Annotated in this window: 8 protein-coding genes and 1 pseudogene; 1 reads left to right on the top strand and 8 read right to left on the bottom strand. The window is 65.3% G+C overall.

Translation table 11 applies throughout. The annotated features are described in order from the left end of the window. Positions 1-11: 11 nt before the first annotated feature. The 5 genes from CCUG20998_RS04765 to CCUG20998_RS04745 all read right to left on the bottom strand — a co-directional run bounded on the left by CCUG20998_RS04765 (position 12) and on the right by CCUG20998_RS04745 (position 5,267). Positions 12-950, bottom strand: a complete 939-nt coding sequence (locus CCUG20998_RS04765; RefSeq protein ID WP_012392914.1) for a crotonase/enoyl-CoA hydratase family protein — start codon at positions 948-950, stop codon at positions 12-14. A gap of 8 nt (positions 951-958) precedes the next feature. Next, entirely contained in the window at positions 959-2,587 is a 1,629-nt protein-coding gene (locus CCUG20998_RS04760; protein WP_020731924.1) for an acyl-CoA dehydrogenase family protein, read from the bottom strand. Between the two features lie 61 nt (positions 2,588-2,648). Beyond that, positions 2,649-3,497, bottom strand: coding sequence for an extracellular catalytic domain type 1 short-chain-length polyhydroxyalkanoate depolymerase (locus tag CCUG20998_RS04755; protein ID WP_038578898.1), 849 nt, complete (start codon positions 3,495-3,497; stop codon positions 2,649-2,651). Positions 3,498-3,561: 64 nt separating this feature from the next. Beyond that, on the bottom strand, positions 3,562-4,320 hold the full coding sequence (locus CCUG20998_RS04750; protein ID WP_020731922.1) for a deoxyribonuclease IV: 759 nt from the start codon (positions 4,318-4,320) through the stop codon (positions 3,562-3,564). Positions 4,321-4,400: 80 nt separating this feature from the next. Next, complete coding sequence (locus CCUG20998_RS04745; RefSeq protein ID WP_020731921.1) at positions 4,401-5,267, bottom strand: alpha/beta fold hydrolase; 867 nt, start codon at positions 5,265-5,267, stop codon at positions 4,401-4,403. A gap of 198 nt (positions 5,268-5,465) precedes the next feature. On the opposite strand from CCUG20998_RS04745, the gene CCUG20998_RS04740 reads away from it, so the two are divergent. Further along, a complete protein-coding gene (locus CCUG20998_RS04740) occupies positions 5,466-7,379 on the top strand; it encodes a neutral ceramidase (RefSeq protein ID WP_036457460.1) in 1,914 nt (637 codons plus the stop codon). 50 nt (positions 7,380-7,429) lie between these two features. On the opposite strand, the pseudogene CCUG20998_RS29225 reads toward CCUG20998_RS04740, so the two are convergent. From CCUG20998_RS29225 to rpoB, 3 genes and pseudogenes are all read right to left on the bottom strand, one after another. Next, positions 7,430-7,514: pseudogene (locus tag CCUG20998_RS29225) on the bottom strand (PE family protein); the annotation flags it as partial. Between the two features lie 747 nt (positions 7,515-8,261). After that, complete coding sequence (locus tag CCUG20998_RS04730) at positions 8,262-12,212, bottom strand: DNA-directed RNA polymerase subunit beta' (RefSeq protein WP_012392907.1); 3,951 nt, start codon at positions 12,210-12,212, stop codon at positions 8,262-8,264. Positions 12,213-12,264: 52 nt separating this feature from the next. Further along, the gene (gene rpoB / locus CCUG20998_RS04725; RefSeq protein ID WP_373144993.1) at positions 12,265-15,777 is read right to left on the bottom strand and encodes a DNA-directed RNA polymerase subunit beta; all 3,513 of its coding nucleotides are present in this window, start codon (positions 15,775-15,777) and stop codon (positions 12,265-12,267) included. Positions 15,778-16,349 lie beyond the last annotated feature (572 nt).

Below are 16,349 nucleotides of genomic sequence, written 5' to 3'. Positions count from 1 at the left end.
TGGCACCCTTCTCAAACCGAGGACGCCCGGCGGCCGTAGTCTCCGAACGGCTCGTCTCGATGCTTCACCGCATCCCGGAAGCCATGCTCGACCGCGTCGGCGACAAAGGCGTGCCCCTCGGGGGTGTGCCGAGCCACGCCGTCGAACACCGTGCTGAGCATCCGGCTGTTGACCACCCCTTGCTGCAGCAGTGCCGAGTTGAGCGCCAGCTTGATCATGATCAGCTGATTGACCGGCAGCGCGGCGATCCGCTCGACCAGGCGCTCCGTGCGCTCATCCAGGTCCTTGGGGTCGGGGGCCTCGACCGCGAGGCCCCACTCGGCGGCCTGCGCACCGGTAATGCAGTCGCCGGTGAACAACAGCCGTTTGGCGCGTTGGTCACCGAGCCGGTGTGCCCATAGGCCCGCCGCGGGAACACCCCATACCCGCGTCGGCGGGTAGCCGATTTTCGCGTCGGCGGCGGCGATCACCTGATCGGCGTGCAACGCAATGTCGGTGCCGCCCGCAACGCAGTAACCGTGGATCTTCACCACGGTCGGCTTGTCGGCATGCATCAGGCTGGAGAACCCGCGCACGAACCGGCTCATCATCTGATAGTCGATCATCGGGTCCCAGGGCTGATTGGGTAAGTGGTTGACGGCCTGGGCCTTGCCGTCGAGCACCGTTCCGCGATAGCCGCCCTCGGCGCCGGATGAGGACGACCCCTCGGCATAGGCCGACAGGTCAAATCCCGCGCAGAATCCCTCGCCCCGGCCGGACACCAGAATGACGTGCACCGCCGGGTCAAGATCGGCGCGCTCCACCAGCGCCGAGAGCTCCAACGGGGTGTCCGCGACGATCGCATTGCCCTTCTCGGGCCGATTGAAGGTGATCCGGGCAACCCGGTCGGTGACCTCGTAGGTCATCGTTTTCAGGTTGTCGAAGTCGACCGGCCTGATGGCATGTGTCATCTCGGGGCTCAGCCCTTCACCAGGGCACGTTCGAGGATGGGCGCGAGATCCAGGCCGGTGGGCATGGTCCCGAATGCCCCACCCCACTGACCGCCGATCCGGGTGGCCAGGAACGCCTCGGTCACCGCCGGATGCCCGTGCCGGATCAGCAGCGATCCCTGCAACGCCAGGCAGACGTCCTCGGCAATCTTGCGGGCCCGGTAGCCAATGGTTTCCAGGTCACCCAGTTGGCGCCGCAGCCCCTCGACGTGGTTGTCCTGGCGGGCATCCTGGCCCGCGCTGTGCGCCAGTTCATCGAAGAGCACCTCGACGCATTCGGGCTTGGTTGCCATGGCACGCAACGTGTCCAGCGCACTGACGTTGCCCGACCCTTCCCAAATCCCCATCAGAGGCGCTTCGCGGTACAGCCGCGGCATGCCGGAGTCTTCCACATAGCCGTTGCCGCCCAGACATTCCAGCGCTTCGGCGGCGTGCGGCGTGGAGCGCTTGCATACCCAGTACTTGCTGGCCGCCAATCCGATGCGGCGGAACAGCGCCTCGGTCTGGTCACCGCGCACCGCCTTGTCGGTGGCACCGGCCATGCGCATGGCCACGGTCGTCGCGGCCTCGGCCTCCACCGCCAAGTCAGCCAGCACATTGCGCATCAGCGGCTGATCGATCAGGTAGGCGCCAAAGGCCTTGCGGTGCTGGGCGTGATGCATCGCCCGGGTCAGACCGGAACGCATGCTGGTGGCGCTGCCCAGGGTGCAGTCCAGCCGGGTGAGGTTGACCATCTCGATGATGGTCGGGACTCCGCGCCCCTCCTCCCCGACCAGCCACGCGGTAGCGCCGTCGTATTCGACCTCGCTGGAGGCGTTGGCATGGTTACCGAGCTTGTCCTTGAGCCGCTGCAGGAACATCCGGTTGCGGGTGCCGTCGGGCAGGATGCGCGGCAGCATGAAACAGGACAGTCCGCCTGGAGCCTGCGCGAGCACCAGGAAGATGTCACACATCGGGGCCGAGGTGAACCACTTGTGCCCGGTGAGCCGGTAGGTGCCGTCGGAGTTCGGGGTTGCCTGGGTGGTGCCGGCGCGCACGTCGGAGCCGCCCTGTTTCTCGGTCATCGACATACCGGCGGTGATGCCGGGCTTGGTGCTGGCCAGCCGCAGTTCCGGGTCGTATTCACGACTGGTCAGCAGGGGTTCGTACACCGCCGCCAGCTCCGGGTTGTAGCGCAGCGCGGGCACCACCGCATAGGTCATCGAGATGGGACAGATGTGGCCCGGCTCGACGGTCCACACCGAGGTTTTGGCGGCCCGCACCACGTGGGCACCCGGCCGATCATCGGCCCACGGCGCAGCGTGCAAGCCGCGGCCGATCGCGGTGCGCATCAGCTCGTGGTACGCCGGATCGAACTCCACCTCGTCGATGCGATGACCGACTCGATCGTGGGTATGCAGGATCGGCCGGTTGCGGTCGGCCAGCTCGCCCCAGCGCTGCGCTTGGGCGCTTCCCGAGATCGCACCGAGTTCACTCACCTCTTCCAGGCCCCACTGTCCGCCCTCCCGGATCAGCGCTTCGACCAGCATCGGCGACGTCGCGGGGTTGTGGTTCTCCAGCAGCGGAACCTGGTTGGTGACGACATGGGTATCTGACATGCGATCAATGTTACATTTTTCCAACAACCGCACAAGAGGTGTAATGCTGGTGATGATCCGGCTACCGGGGATGCAGGGCGAAGAACTCCCACAGCATCTCGGTGGCCGCCAGCGGCCACTGATGGCCGCCATCATCGATGCTGACCAGCACCACACTGCGGTTGTTCGCACAGCTTGCGACGGAGGTGGCAACCAGACCGCTGACCGTGGCGACCGGCGCGTCACACCGATCCACGTCGCGCCAGAACGCATTCAGGTCCGGCACCGGCGGACCCGCGATATGGGAGGCGGCGCCGGCCCCGGCGCCCCCCGCGTAGCGAACCAGCGGATCTCCGGTGCCGTGGATGTGCATCACCGACACCGGATGTGGAGACCGGCACGGGTCTAGCTGCGTCCCCGAGACCGGGCCGATCGCCGCGAAAATGCCGGTGTTACAGGCCATCGTGTAGGCCATCATGGCGCCGTTGCTCATCCCCGCGGCATAGACCCGGTTCGCGTCGATGCCGACGTTGTGGGCGACGTCGGCCACCGCCGCACTGATGAATGCGACGTCGTCCACGCCGTCGCGCGCGGACCGGCCGCAGCAGCCTCCGCCGTTGACGTTCCAGGCCCTGTTGAGTCCATCCGGATAGACGACCACGAACTTCTCCGAGTCGGCCAACTCATCCCAGTCATAGGAGCGTTCGGCCTGGCGAGCATTACCGAACCCGCCGTGCAGCATCACCACCAGCGCAGCACCCGCGGGCAATCCTTCGGGCTGGTAGAGCCGATAGGTGCGATCGACACCGCCAACATTGATCGTGTGGAAACTGGTGCCCTCGGCAAAGCCGGCGGGCGGCGGTGCTCCCCGGTGCCCACAGCCGGCCAGCGCCACCAGAACGGCCAGTAACGTGAACAAATGGCGGCGCACAGATTAACCGTAGGCGCCATTAGCCGTGGTTACGCGCCAACGAAGCCGAAAAAATTGCTGAAAATCAGCTGTTGAGTTTTTCCCGCAGGAACGCGATGTCATCCTTGCGGCCTTCTTCGGCGGTTTCGCAGATGATTGGGGCATCCGCGGCGCGTACCGCCGCCACGAGCAGTTCCGGATCGATTTGCCCGGCGCCCAGATTGGCGTGGCGGTCCCGACCCGATCCCGCGGCATCCCTGGAGTCGTTGCAGTGCACCAGGTCTATCCGGCCGGTGACGGCCTTGATCCGGTCCACACCATGAACCAGCTGTTCACCGGCCGCCCACGCGTGACAGGTGTCCAGGCAGAATCCGATGCCGGTGTCGCCGATGACGTCCCAGAGCCGGGCGATGGTGTCGAAATGACGCGCCATGGCGTGCTCCCCGCCGGCCGTGTTCTCCAGATACACCGGAACATCGGTCTGCAGCTGGTCAAGCGCCTTGCGCCAGCGCTGGAAACCCTCGTCGAGGTCGTTGTCGTCGGCGACGTGGCCGCCGTGCACGATCACCGCCGCCGCGCCGATGTCCGCGGCCGCATCACAGGTCTGCTGCAGGATCTTGCGCGAAGGGATGCGCACCTTGTTGTTCGCCGATGCCAGGTTGATCAGGTAGGGCGCGTGCACGTAGATCGGCAGCGCGGCGGCCTTGAGTTGTGCAGCGTCTTCACGGGGTTTGGGCGCTTTCCAGCTCTGCGGATTGCCCAGGAATATCTGAACGACGTCAGCGCCCTCGGCCTGAGCCGCGGCCAACGGATCCTGCGGACTGACATGCGAACCGATAAGCACGACGTCAGTCTAGCTAGGCACTGCGGTCGCCCAACTCGATGACATCGCCGTGGGCGACGGCCCAAGTTGCCATGGCGGTCTTACCGTGCCCGATCGGTAAGCGCGTCCAGATACTCCGACCAGCGGGTGCGGTCGACAAAGCCGTAGTGGCCGGCTCCAGGCCAAATGCCCGCGGTGGCGTCGGGCAGCCGTTCGGCGACGCGTCTTGGCATGCCCGGCGAGATGATGTCGTCCGCGTCTCCGTAGAAGACGTCGAAATGCGCACGCACATCCTCGAGCTCGAAGCCCCAATCCCACAGGGCCAGCGTCATCTCGTAGAGCCCTTCGCCACCCTGCTGCGTCCCGGCGATGAAGTTGGCCTCAAACATTGCCCGCTGCGCCGGGTCGCACAGCAACGTCGGCGCGTCCGAGGCATCCTTATGGGCCATATTGTCCAGGTAGCCGCCGATGTCGCGCTGGGCCTTCCTGCTTTCGGCGTGGTAGATCCACTTCAGCAGGCGCCGCAGGCGGCGAAGCCTGACAACGTATCTGAGGTCCCGCATGGCCAGCAGCTTGGCGAAACCGTCCTGGTCCAACGACCCGACCGGTGAAGCCAGGACGCCGTGGGTGACTCGATCTGGCAGCCGCACCGCGATCGAAAGCGCGTGCGGGCTGCCGCCCGAGTGGCCGGCGACGGCAAAGGCGCCAAGACCCAGGTGATCGGCGAGTTGCTCCATGTCCGCCCCCCAATCCACCATCCTGCGGCCGGGCCGGGGCGTGGATCCTCCGACACCGGGCTGGTCGGCGGCAATCATCCACACACCCAGGGATGCGGTCAGATCATCGTCGGGGTTTCGGATCACCGCCGAATCCGCGAAACCATGGCTGAAGATGACGGGCAGACCGCCGGGATCGCCGTAGGTCAGATACGTCAGTGTCCGGCCATCGGCCAGCGTGAGAGATTCCATCGGTCCTTCCCAGAATCGCACCCGGCGTTTCCCATGACGCTAGGCCTACTGCCAACGCCTGGTCACGGGGTCTGCGGCCAGCCAGCACCGGCACACGCTCGGCGCGGGGGGCGTTTGTGGTGGGGATAGGATGCCCGCGGGCCGCACTTTGCCAGTGCCCGTGAATTCGCCGGCGTCGTGGAGGATGAGGATTTGGCAATGCTTTCAGTCGGACGCGGCATCGCTGACATCACCGGTGAGGCGGCCGATTGCGGCATGCTCGGATACGGCAAGTCCGACCAGCGCACCGCCGGCATTCATCTTCGGCTCCGGTCACGGGCGTTTGTCTTCCGCGATGATTCCCAAGACGAGAACCCACGATTGCTGTTGGTGGTGGCCGAGCTGCCGATGCCCATGCAAAACGTGAATGACGAAGTGTTGCGCCGCTTGGCGGAGTCCTATGGCGACACCTACACCGAGCAGAACACCCTGATCACCACGACGCACACGCACGCCGGGCCCGGCGGGTACTGCGGATACCTGATGTACAACTTGACGACGAACGGTTTCCGGCCGGCGACCTTTGCCGCGATCGTCGACGGAATCGTCGAGTCGGTGGCCCACGCCCATGACGACGTGGCCCCCGCCGAGGTGATGCTGTCGCATGGCGAGTTGCACAGCGCGAGCATCAACCGGTCCCCATCGGCGTTCGACCGCAATCCGGAGGCCGACAAGGCTTTCTTCCCCAACCGCATCGACCCCCAAACCACGCTCGTGCGTATCGATCGGGGCGAGCACACCGTGGGCGCCATCCATTTCTTCGCCACCCACGGCACCAGCATGACCAACCGCAACCGCATGATCTCCGGCGACAACAAGGGCTTCGCGGCCTACCACTGGGAACGCACCGTCGGCGGCGCCGATTACCTCGCCGGGCAGCCCGATTTCATCGCCGCTTTCGCGCAGACCAACCCCGGCGACATGAGCCCGAACGTCGACGGGCCGCTGCCGCCCGGCGCCGCACCGCAATGCGCTCTGGAGAACACCCGCCAGATTGGGTTGCGCCAGTTCGAGGATGCCTCCACCCAATTGGGCGCCACCGCATCCATCGGCAGCGGCATCGATGCCCGGTTGACCTATGTCGATCTCAGCTCGGTACGGGTGCGCGGCGAATTCACCCCGGATGGTCAGGAGCATCGCACCGGGTCCCCGACAGTCGGCGCCGGTGGCATGGCCGGAACCGAAGAAGGCAAGGGCTTCCAGGGCTTTCACCAGGGCCAAAACCTGTTCTGGGACAAGCTGTCCGGCGCCATGTACCGATTCGCCGGGGCCCTCGGCGCGACGCAGGCCCCCAAAGGCATCGTGGTACCCGCGGGCCTGCCGAACCGGGTACATCCGTTCGTCCAGGAAATTGCGCCTGTGCAGTTGGTGCGCATCGGGCGGCTCTATCTCATCGGCATCCCGGGCGAGCCGACCGTGGTCGCGGGGCTGCGGCTACGGCGCACCGTGGCCTCGATCGTCGGCGCCGAGCTGGCCGACGTCCTGTGCGTCGGCTACTGCAATGCCTACATCCATTACCTGACCACGCCCGAGGAGTACCTGGAGCAGCGCTATGAGGGCGGCAGCACGCTCTTTGGCCGATGGGAACTGCCCGCCTTCATGCAGATCGTGGCCGGCCTTGCCGAGGCGATGCGAGACGGTCGGCCGATCGCGCCCGGTCCCCGTCCGCGGCTTGCCCGGCCACTGAGCTGGGGACGTACCGCCCCCGCCGATACCGGTTCGTTCGGAGCCGTCATCGCCGAACCCGCCGCCAGCTACCGCCCCGGCGAGGCGGTGCAAGCCGCATTCGTCAGCGCGCTGCCCTCCAATGATCTGCGCCGCGGCGACACCTACCTTGAGGTGCAGCGCCGCGAGGGCCAGGACTGGGCGCGAGTCGCCGACGATGGCGACTGGTCGACCAGCTTCCACTGGGAACGGCAAGGGCGAGCCGGCTCACGGGTCAGCATTCGCTGGGAGATCCCCTGCGACACCGCCCCCGGGCAATACCGCATCCTCCACCACGGAGCCGCGCGCAACGGGGTCGGCGCGCTGACACCGTTCACCGCAACGACGCGCGAATTCACCGTCGGGTAGTTAGTCACCGCTGAGGTGGCCGCGGCAAGGCCAGCCACCGGTACCCGCTGTCCCGGCGCCCCGTCGGTGCCGTTGCCGATCAACGGACGGCCCCAGCAACGCCTGGGTGGGTGCGTTGATCACATCCAGCGCTTCGTCGCGCGCAGTCCGCAGGATCGAGTAATTGGCGGCCTCGGCGTCTGCGTCGGCCAATATCTCCGGAACCGCCACGACGTAAGACACCGATGTTTCCCCCCTGCAGGTCATTCGGCGACTATTCGCGCCAATCGATACGCATTGACGTCCGGAGCCCCCGAAGCCCTATTTGCGTATTATCGTTAGCAGGCAAGAAAATTCGCTTTCAAGTTGCATTCTCCGCCATTATTGCGCCCAAAAACCGCTGCTTGGAAGGCAATTGAATGGCACGTTATGACTTCCACTCATATCACCGTCGCGCGAAATTCCAGAGGCCGAAACGCGCCATTGTCCGCGGCCCCGAAAACGATCGTCGCTAGGCTGCGGGCAGGGGCGCGACGGTGGCCGGACTTGCACACCAGGCGGCGCCACCTTGGCCCCCAGGTCGATCCGAGGGGGCCCGAACCACCGAAATGGGTTGTGGTGGAATGCATTTCGATCAATACATGAGGAACTGTAGGGCCGCGTACCTGGAGATGGCGCCCCGGGGCAGATGAGACGGCTCTGCCCATCTCACATCGCTGCAGGCCTCGGACGGGCACGGCCGCAACGTCCACAGCGGTGCGCCGTCGGCTCTGAGCCGAGCGCGGCAAAGGGTGCCACTGCGACGGTGGTGTTACCGAGGCGAGTACTCATCCGCCCTCGGCAACCGACATAAGCAAGGCGACCCGAGGCCTAGGGCCTCGGGTCGCCTTCCCTGACGTCTAGCTACCGGTAGTCGCTGTAGCCGTAGTCGTCCAACGGAACCGCAGCACCGGTGGCCTGGCCGAAGTCCGGGCTGTAGTACTGGTCCTCGTAGGACGGGATCGTGTACGCCGCGGCACGTGCCTCTTCGGTCGGCTGCACCGCGATGTTGCGGTAGCGGTTGATACCGGTACCAGCCGGGATCAGCTTTCCGATGATCACGTTCTCCTTCAGACCGTTGAGCTTGTCGCTGCGGCAGTTGATCGCCGCATCGGTCAGCACTCGCGTGGTCTCCTGGAACGACGCCGCCGACAGCCACGAGTCGGTGGCCAGCGATGCCTTGGTGATACCCATCAGCACCGGACGACCGGCCGCGGGCTCGCCGCTTTCGGCCACCACCCGGCGGTTCTCCGCCTCGAACTCCGCACGGTCGATCAGCGAGCCGGGCAGGAACTCCGTCGCGCCCGAGTCGATGATGGTGACCCGGCGCAGCATCTGGCGCACGATCACCTCGATGTGCTTGTCGTGGATCGACACACCCTGGGCCCGGTAGACCTCCTGGACCTCGCGGACCAAGTGGATCTGCACCTCACGCGGGCCCTGCACACGCAGCACCTCGTGCGGGTCGGCAGAGCCTTCCATCAGCTGCTGGCCCACCTCGACGTGGTCGCCGTCGGAAAGCACCCGCTCCGAGCCGTCCTCGTGCTTGAACACCCGCAGCCGCTGCCGCTTGGACAGCTTGTCGTAGACGACTTCCTCGCCGCCATCGTCGGGGACGATGGTGATCTTGTAGAAGCGCTCACCGTCCTCGAGCCGGACCCGACCGGTGACATCGGCGATAGGCGCCTTACCACGCGGAACCCGAGCCTCGAAGAGCTCCTGGACACGCGGCAGACCGCCGGTGATGTCCTCACCCACACCACCCTGGTGGAAGGTACGCATCGTCAGCTGCGTGCCGGGTTCACCGATGGATTGGGCGGCGACGATGCCGACTGCCTCACCGATGTCGACCAGCTTGCCGGTCGCCATCGAACGTCCGTAGCAGGTCGCGCACACACCGGTGCCCGTGGTGCAGGTCAACACCGAGCGAACCTTGACCTGGGTGATACCCGCCGCCAGGCAGGCCTCGATCTCCGGGTCGCCCAAGTCCTCACCACGCGCCACAACGACATTGCCGGCCTCATCGACAGCGTCGGCGCCCAGGGTCCGCGCGTACGCCGAGGTCTCGATGTACGGGTCGCGGATCAGCGTGCCGTCGCCCTGACGCTCGGCCAGCTCGACCATGATGCCGCGCTCAGTCTGGCAGTCGTGCTCGCGCACGATCACATCCTGGCTGACGTCCACCAGACGACGGGTCAGGTAGCCGGAGTCGGCGGTACGCAGTGCGGTGTCCGCCAAGCCCTTTCGGGCACCGTGGGTGTTGATGAAGTACTCCAACACGGTCAGGCCCTCACGGAACGAGGATTTGATCGGGCGTGGGATGAACTCACCCTTGGGGTTGGTCACCAGACCCTTCATGCCGGCCAGCGTTCGAGTCTGGGTGAAGTTACCCGTGGCGCCCGAGTCGACGATCGTGATGATCGGGTTGTCGGCCGGGTAGTGCTCGCGCAGCGCCTGGCCGACCTCGTCGGTGGCTTCCTTCCAGATCTCCACCAGTGCCTCGTTGCGCTCGTCATGGTTCAGAGCACCACGCTGGAACTGCTTCTCGACCTTCTCCGCCCGCTCCTCGTAGGAGTCGAGGATCTCCTTCTTGCGCGGCGGCACCAGCACGTCGGCCATCGAGACCGTGACACCACTGCGGGTCGCCCAGTAGAAACCGGAGTCCTTGAGCTTGTCGACGGTCTGCGCGACCACGATCATCGGGTAGCGCTCGGCCAGGTCGTTGATGATCGCGGCCTGCACCTTCTTGTGCATCTGCTTGTTCACGAAGGCGTAGCCCAGCGGCAGCAGCTCGTTGAACAACACACGACCCAAGGTGGTCTCGGCCGTCCACGCATCGCCCGGCTGCCAGCCGTTGTGGCCGAACAGCGCGTCCTCGATCTCGGCCGGGGGACGCAGTTGCGTCAGCCGCACCTTGATCTTGGCGCGGACCGAGAGCACGCCCCGGTCGGCCGCCATGATGGCTTCCGCCGGTGACGAGTACACACCCGTCTCCGGGCTGTCCTGCCCAGCGGGCTGGTAGGCACCCTTGTCACCCTCGACCTCGGTGGTCAGGTAGTACAACCCGGTCACCATGTCCAGTCGCGGCATGGCCAGCGGGCGACCCGAGGCCGGCGACAGGATGTTGTTACTCGACAGCATCAGAATGCGCGCCTCGGCCTGAGCCTCGGCGCTCAGCGGCAGGTGCACGGCCATCTGGTCACCGTCGAAGTCGGCGTTGAACGCCTCACACACCAACGGGTGCAGCTGAATGGCCTTGCCTTCCACCAGCATCGGTTCGAAGGCCTGGATGCCGAGGCGGTGCAGGGTGGGCGCGCGGTTGAGCAGCACCGGGTGCTCTGCAATGACTTCCTCGAGCACGTCCCACACCTGCGGACGCTGGCGCTCCACCATCCGCTTGGCGCTCTTGATGTTCTGCGCGTGGTTGAGGTCGACCAGTCGCTTCATCACGAACGGCTTGAACAGTTCCAGCGCCATCAGCTTGGGCAGACCACACTGGTGCAGCTTGAGCTGGGGACCGACCACGATCACCGAACGGCCCGAGTAGTCAACACGCTTACCGAGCAGGTTCTGACGGAACCGGCCCTGCTTGCCCTTGAGCAGATCGGACAGCGACTTGAGCGGGCGGTTACCCGGACCGGTAACCGGCCGGCCGCGACGGCCGTTGTCGAACAGCGCGTCCACCGACTCCTGCAGCATCCGCTTCTCGTTGTTGACGATGATCTCGGGTGCGCCGAGGTCGATCAGCCTCTTGAGACGGTTGTTGCGGTTGATCACGCGGCGGTACAGGTCGTTGAGGTCGCTGGTGGCGAAGCGGCCACCGTCGAGCTGCACCATCGGGCGCAGCTCCGGCGGAATCACCGGCACCGCATCGAGCACCATTCCCATCGGAGAGTTGCCCGATTGCTGGAAGGCGGCGACCACCTTCAGGCGCTTGAGGGCACGAAGCTTCTTCTGCCCCTTGCCATTGCGAATGACGTCCCGCAGGATCTCGGCTTCGGCGTCGATGTCGAAGGTCTCGATCAGCTTCTGGATCGACTCCGCGCCCATGGCACCGGTGAAGTACTCGCCGTAGCGGTCCTGCAGTTCCCGGTAGAGGTTCTCGTCGACGATCAGCTGCTTGGGGGCCAGCTTGGTGAAGGTGCTCCAGATGTCCTCGAGCCGGTCCAGCTCACGCTGGGCCCGGTCGCGCAGCTGACGCATCTCGCGCTCACCGCTGTCACGGACCTTGCGCCGCGCGTCGGCTTTCGCGCCCTCGGCCTCGAGCTCGGCCAGGTCGGCCTCCAGCTTCTGGGCACGGGCTTCCAGATCGGCATCGCGCTGGTCCTCGACGGCCTTGCGCTCCACCATCATTTCGGCCTCGAGCGTGGACAGCTCGTTGTGGCGCATTTCGTTGTCGACCGAGGTGATCACGTATGCGGCGAAGTAGATGATCTTCTCGAGATCCTTCGGCGCCAGGTCCAACAGGTACCCCAACCGCGACGGGACGCCCTTGAAGTACCAGATGTGGGTGACAGGCGCGGCCAACTCGATGTGGCCCATCCGCTCACGACGCACCTTGGCCCGAGTCACCTCGACGCCACAGCGCTCACAGATGATGCCCTTGAAGCGAACGCGCTTGTACTTGCCGCAGTAGCACTCCCAGTCGCGAGTCGGTCCGAAGATCTTCTCGCAGAACAGGCCGTCCTTCTCGGGCTTCAAGGTCCGGTAGTTGATGGTCTCCGGCTTCTTGACCTCGCCGTAGGACCACTGACGGATGTCCTCCGCGGTAGCCAGGCCGATCCGGAGCTCATCGAAGAAGTTGACGTCTAGCACGTAACTCCCTTTCCCCTTGCGGGTTTAGTAACTACTAGCTGGTTCCAAAAGATCAAGCGAGATCTTCGACAGACGCAGATTCGTTGCGAGACAGGTTGATTCCGAGGTTGGCCGCAGCCCGTTCGAGGTCTTCGTCCTCACCTTCGCGCAGCTCGATCGCTGCACCATCGGACGAGAGCACCTCGACGTTGAGGCACAGCGATTGCAGCTCCTTGAGCAGCACCTTGAACGACTCGGGAATACCCGGCTCGGGGATGTTCTCGCCCTTGACGATCGCCTCGTAGACCTTGACGCGTCCGACGGTGTCGTCGGATTTGATGGTCAACAGCTCCTGCAGCGTGTACGCCGCGCCGTAGGCCTGCATGGCCCAACACTCCATCTCACCGAACCGCTGGCCACCGAACTGCGCCTTACCACCCAACGGCTGCTGGGTGATCATCGAGTACGGGCCGGTGGAACGGGCGTGGATCTTGTCGTCCACCAAGTGGTGCAGCTTCATGATGTACATGTAGCCAACCGTCACCGGGTACGGGAACGGCTCGCCGCTGCGGCCATCGAACAGCTTGGCCTTGCCGTCAGCGTCGACGAGCACCTCTCCGTCACGGTTGGGCAGCGTGGCCGACAGCAGGCCTTGGAGCTCGGCCTCCTGCGCGCCGTCGAACACCGGGGTGGACACGATGCTGTCCGGTTGAGCCGAGAGCAGGTTTTCGGGCAGCTTGCCCGCCCACTCCGGCACTCCGTTGGCGACGTCGATGTTCCAGCCGGACTTGGCGACCCAACCAAGGTGGGTTTCCAGAATCTGACCGATGTTCATCCGTCGCGGCACACCGTGGGTGTTCAGGATGATGTCGACCGGCGTGCCATCCGGCAGGAACGGCATGTCCTCGGCGGGCAGGATCTTGCCGATGACGCCCTTGTTGCCGTGACGACCGGCCAGCTTGTCACCGTCGGAGATCTTGCGCTTCTGGGCCACGTAGACGCGGACCAGTTCGTTGACACCGGCCGGCAGCTCGTCGTCGTCCTCGCGGGAGAACACCCGAATGCCGATCACCTTGCCGGACTCACCGTGCGGCACCTTCAGCGAGGTGTCGCGGACCTCGCGGGCCTTCTCACCGAAGATCGCCCGCAGCAGCCGCTCCTCCGGGGTCAGCTCGGTCTCACCCTTGGGGGTGACCTTGCCGACCAGGATGTCGCCGTCGCGGACCTCGGCACCGATGCGCACGATACCGCGCTCGTCCAGGTCGGCGAGCACCTCATCGGAGACGTTCGGGATGTCCCGGGTGATCTCCTCGGCGCCCAGCTTGGTGTCGCGCGCGTCGATCTCGTGTTCCTCGATGTGGATCGAGGTCAGCACGTCCTCTTCGACCAGGCGGTTGGACAGGATGATGGCGTCCTCGTAGTTGTGTCCCTCCCACGGCATGATCGCCACCAGCAGGTTCTTACCCAGCGCCATCTCACCGTTTTGAGTACACGGACCGTCCGCGATCACCTGGCCGGCCTCGACGCGCTCACCAGCGTCCACGATGGGGCTCTGGTTGGCGCAGGTGCCGTGGTTGGAGCGGGCGAACTTGCGCATCCGGTAGGTGTGCCGGGTGCCGTCGTCGGCCATCACGGTGATGTAGTCGGCGGACACCTCCTCGATCACCCCGGCCTTGTCGGCAACGACGACGTCGCCGGCGTCGATCGCCGCGCGCAACTCCATACCGGTACCGACCAGCGGTGCCTCGCTGCGCACCAGCGGGACCGCCTGGCGCTGCATGTTGGCACCCATCAGGGCGCGGTTGGCGTCATCGTGCTCGAGGAACGGAATCATCGCGGTGGCCACCGACACCATCTGGCGCGGCGACACGTCCATGTAGTCCACCTCTGACGAGGGCACGTACTCGACCTCGCCCGCCTTCCGACGGACCAGGACGCGCGGCTCGACGAAACGGCCCTGCGCGTCGATCGGCGAATTGGCCTGCGCCACGACGTGGCGGTCCTCCTCGTCGGCGGTCAGGTAGTGGATCTCGTCGGAAACGACCCCGTCGACCACCTTGCGGTAGGGCGTCTCGATGAACCCGAACGGGTTGACCCGGGCGTACACCGACAGTGAACCGATCAGACCGATGTTCGGCCCTTCCGGCGTCTCGATCGGGCACATCCGGCCGTAGTGCGACGGGTGCACGTCACGAACTTCCAGACCGGCGCGCTCACGGGACAGACCGCCCGGCCCCAGCGCCGAGAGGCGGCGCTTGTGGGTGAGACCGGAGAGCGGGTTGTTCTGGTCCATGAACTGCGACAGCTGGCTGGTTCCGAAGAACTCCTTGATCGCCGCAACGACCGGACGGATGTTGATCAGCGTCTGCGGCGTGATCGCCTCGACGTCCTGGGTGGTCATCCGCTCCCGGACCACCCGCTCCATCCGCGACATGCCGACCCGGATCTGGTTCTGGATCAGCTCACCCACCGTGCGCAACCGGCGGTTGCCGAAGTGGTCGATGTCGTCGGTCTCGACCGGCACCTCGACACCGCCCGGAGCGGTCATCGCGGTCTGGCCCTCGTGCAAGCGGACCAGGTATTCGATGGTGGCGACGACGTCTTCCTCGGTCAGCGTCGAGCTGGTGATGGGCTGGCCGGCGTTCAGGCCGAGCTTCTTGTTGACCTTGTACCGGCCCACCCGGGCCAGGTCGTAGCGCTTCTCCTTGAAGAACAGGTTCTCCAGCAGGGTCTGCGCGGACTCCTTGGTCGGCGGCTCGCCCGGACGCAGCTTGCGGTAGATGTCCAGCAGCGCCTCATCGGTGCCGGCGGTGTTGTCCTTCTCCAGCGTCCCCATCATGATCTCGGAGAAACCGAACCGCTCGTGGATCTGCTCGTTGGACCAACCCAGGGCCTTGAGCAGCACGGTAACCGGCTGGCGACGCTTGCGGTCGATACGCACGCCCACGGTGTCGCGCTTGTCGACGTCGAATTCCAGCCAAGCACCACGGCTGGGAATCACCTTGACGCTGTGCAGCAGCTTGTCGGTGGACTTGTCGATGGTCTCGTCGAAGTAGACACCCGGCGACCGGACGAGCTGGCTGACCACCACACGCTCGGTCCCGTTGATGATGAAGGTGCCCTTCTCGGTCATCATCGGGAAGTCACCCATGAACACCGTCTGGCTCTTGATCTCACCGGTGTTGTTGTTGATGAACTCGGCCGTGACGAACAGCGGGGCCGCGTACGTCATGTCCTTGTCTTTGCACTCATCGACCGGCGCCTTGACTTCGTCGAAGCGGGGGTCGGAGAACGACAGCGACATCGATCCGGAGAAGTCCTCGATCGGCGAGAGCTCGTAGAGCACCTCTTCAAGCCCACCTACCGGGGTGGCGTCACCGCGCTGGGCAGCCGATTCGCGCCAGCGCTGCGAGCCGATCAGCCACTCGAACGAATCGGTCTGAACGTCCAGCAACCCGGGCACTTCAAGCGGTTCGCGAAGCTTGGCAAACGAAACCCGGTTGGGCGCCCCCGGTACGGAGCTGTTTGAAGAACTTTGCGGGCGACCCTGATGGAGACTAGCGTCTGTCTGGCGGAAATCAGCCAAGATGCGTCCTTCCAGCACCTCGTGCGACTAACGAGGACCAAGAAGAGTCCGGTGCGAGCCGGTGCCCACCAAGCCTGTTCGCCGCAGATAATTGTGTCGGTTTTGGCCGGCGAACGAACTACCCGGATCTCACGCACGCAACCGAACGGCTGAGCCGCAAGCGGCTCAGGCTAGGACCACAGCGTCAAGTGGCGGGTGAGGTGGGCAGGAAGTAGCCAGCGCAACGTCCAACAATAGCGCAGGACGGCGCATTCCTCAAATGCCCATGACAATTACCTATCCGCGGGCATCGGCGCTGGCTGGCGATCTCGACTTCCCTCGGACACATAGGACACATGCTGACCAACAGATTGACCCGTTTGCGCCCCGCCGTCAAGGGGGACGGGCCGCAAGTTACGCCGAGTTATCCGGAATTTCGGCAACGTCGACTCGCTGAACCGGTTCAGCCCACATGCGCCGGACGACACGTCGGGCAGCGTCTGCCAACACGGGCTTGCGCCGCCCCGGATACCGACGATTTGGCCCACCCAAACCCCGATGTAGGTTCCCCGGAAACGCAATTCGGATTTGCC

This window comes from Mycobacterium marinum (genome assembly GCF_003391395.1).
Taxonomy (GTDB): Bacteria; Actinomycetota; Actinomycetes; order Mycobacteriales; family Mycobacteriaceae; genus Mycobacterium; species Mycobacterium marinum.
Note: the sequence above shows the minus strand (reverse complement) of the source record. Positions and strands in the feature narration are given on the sequence as shown.

Coding starts and splice junctions, on each gene's coding strand:
- CCUG20998_RS04740 (WP_036457460.1), top strand. CDS start 5,466: ATGCTTTCAGTCGGACGCGGCATCGCTGACATCACCGGTGAGGCGGCC.
- CCUG20998_RS04765 (WP_012392914.1), bottom strand. CDS start 950: ATGACACATGCCATCAGGCCGGTCGACTTCGACAACCTGAAAACGATG.
- CCUG20998_RS04760 (WP_020731924.1), bottom strand. CDS start 2,587: ATGTCAGATACCCATGTCGTCACCAACCAGGTTCCGCTGCTGGAGAAC.
- CCUG20998_RS04745 (WP_020731921.1), bottom strand. CDS start 5,267: ATGGAATCTCTCACGCTGGCCGATGGCCGGACACTGACGTATCTGACC.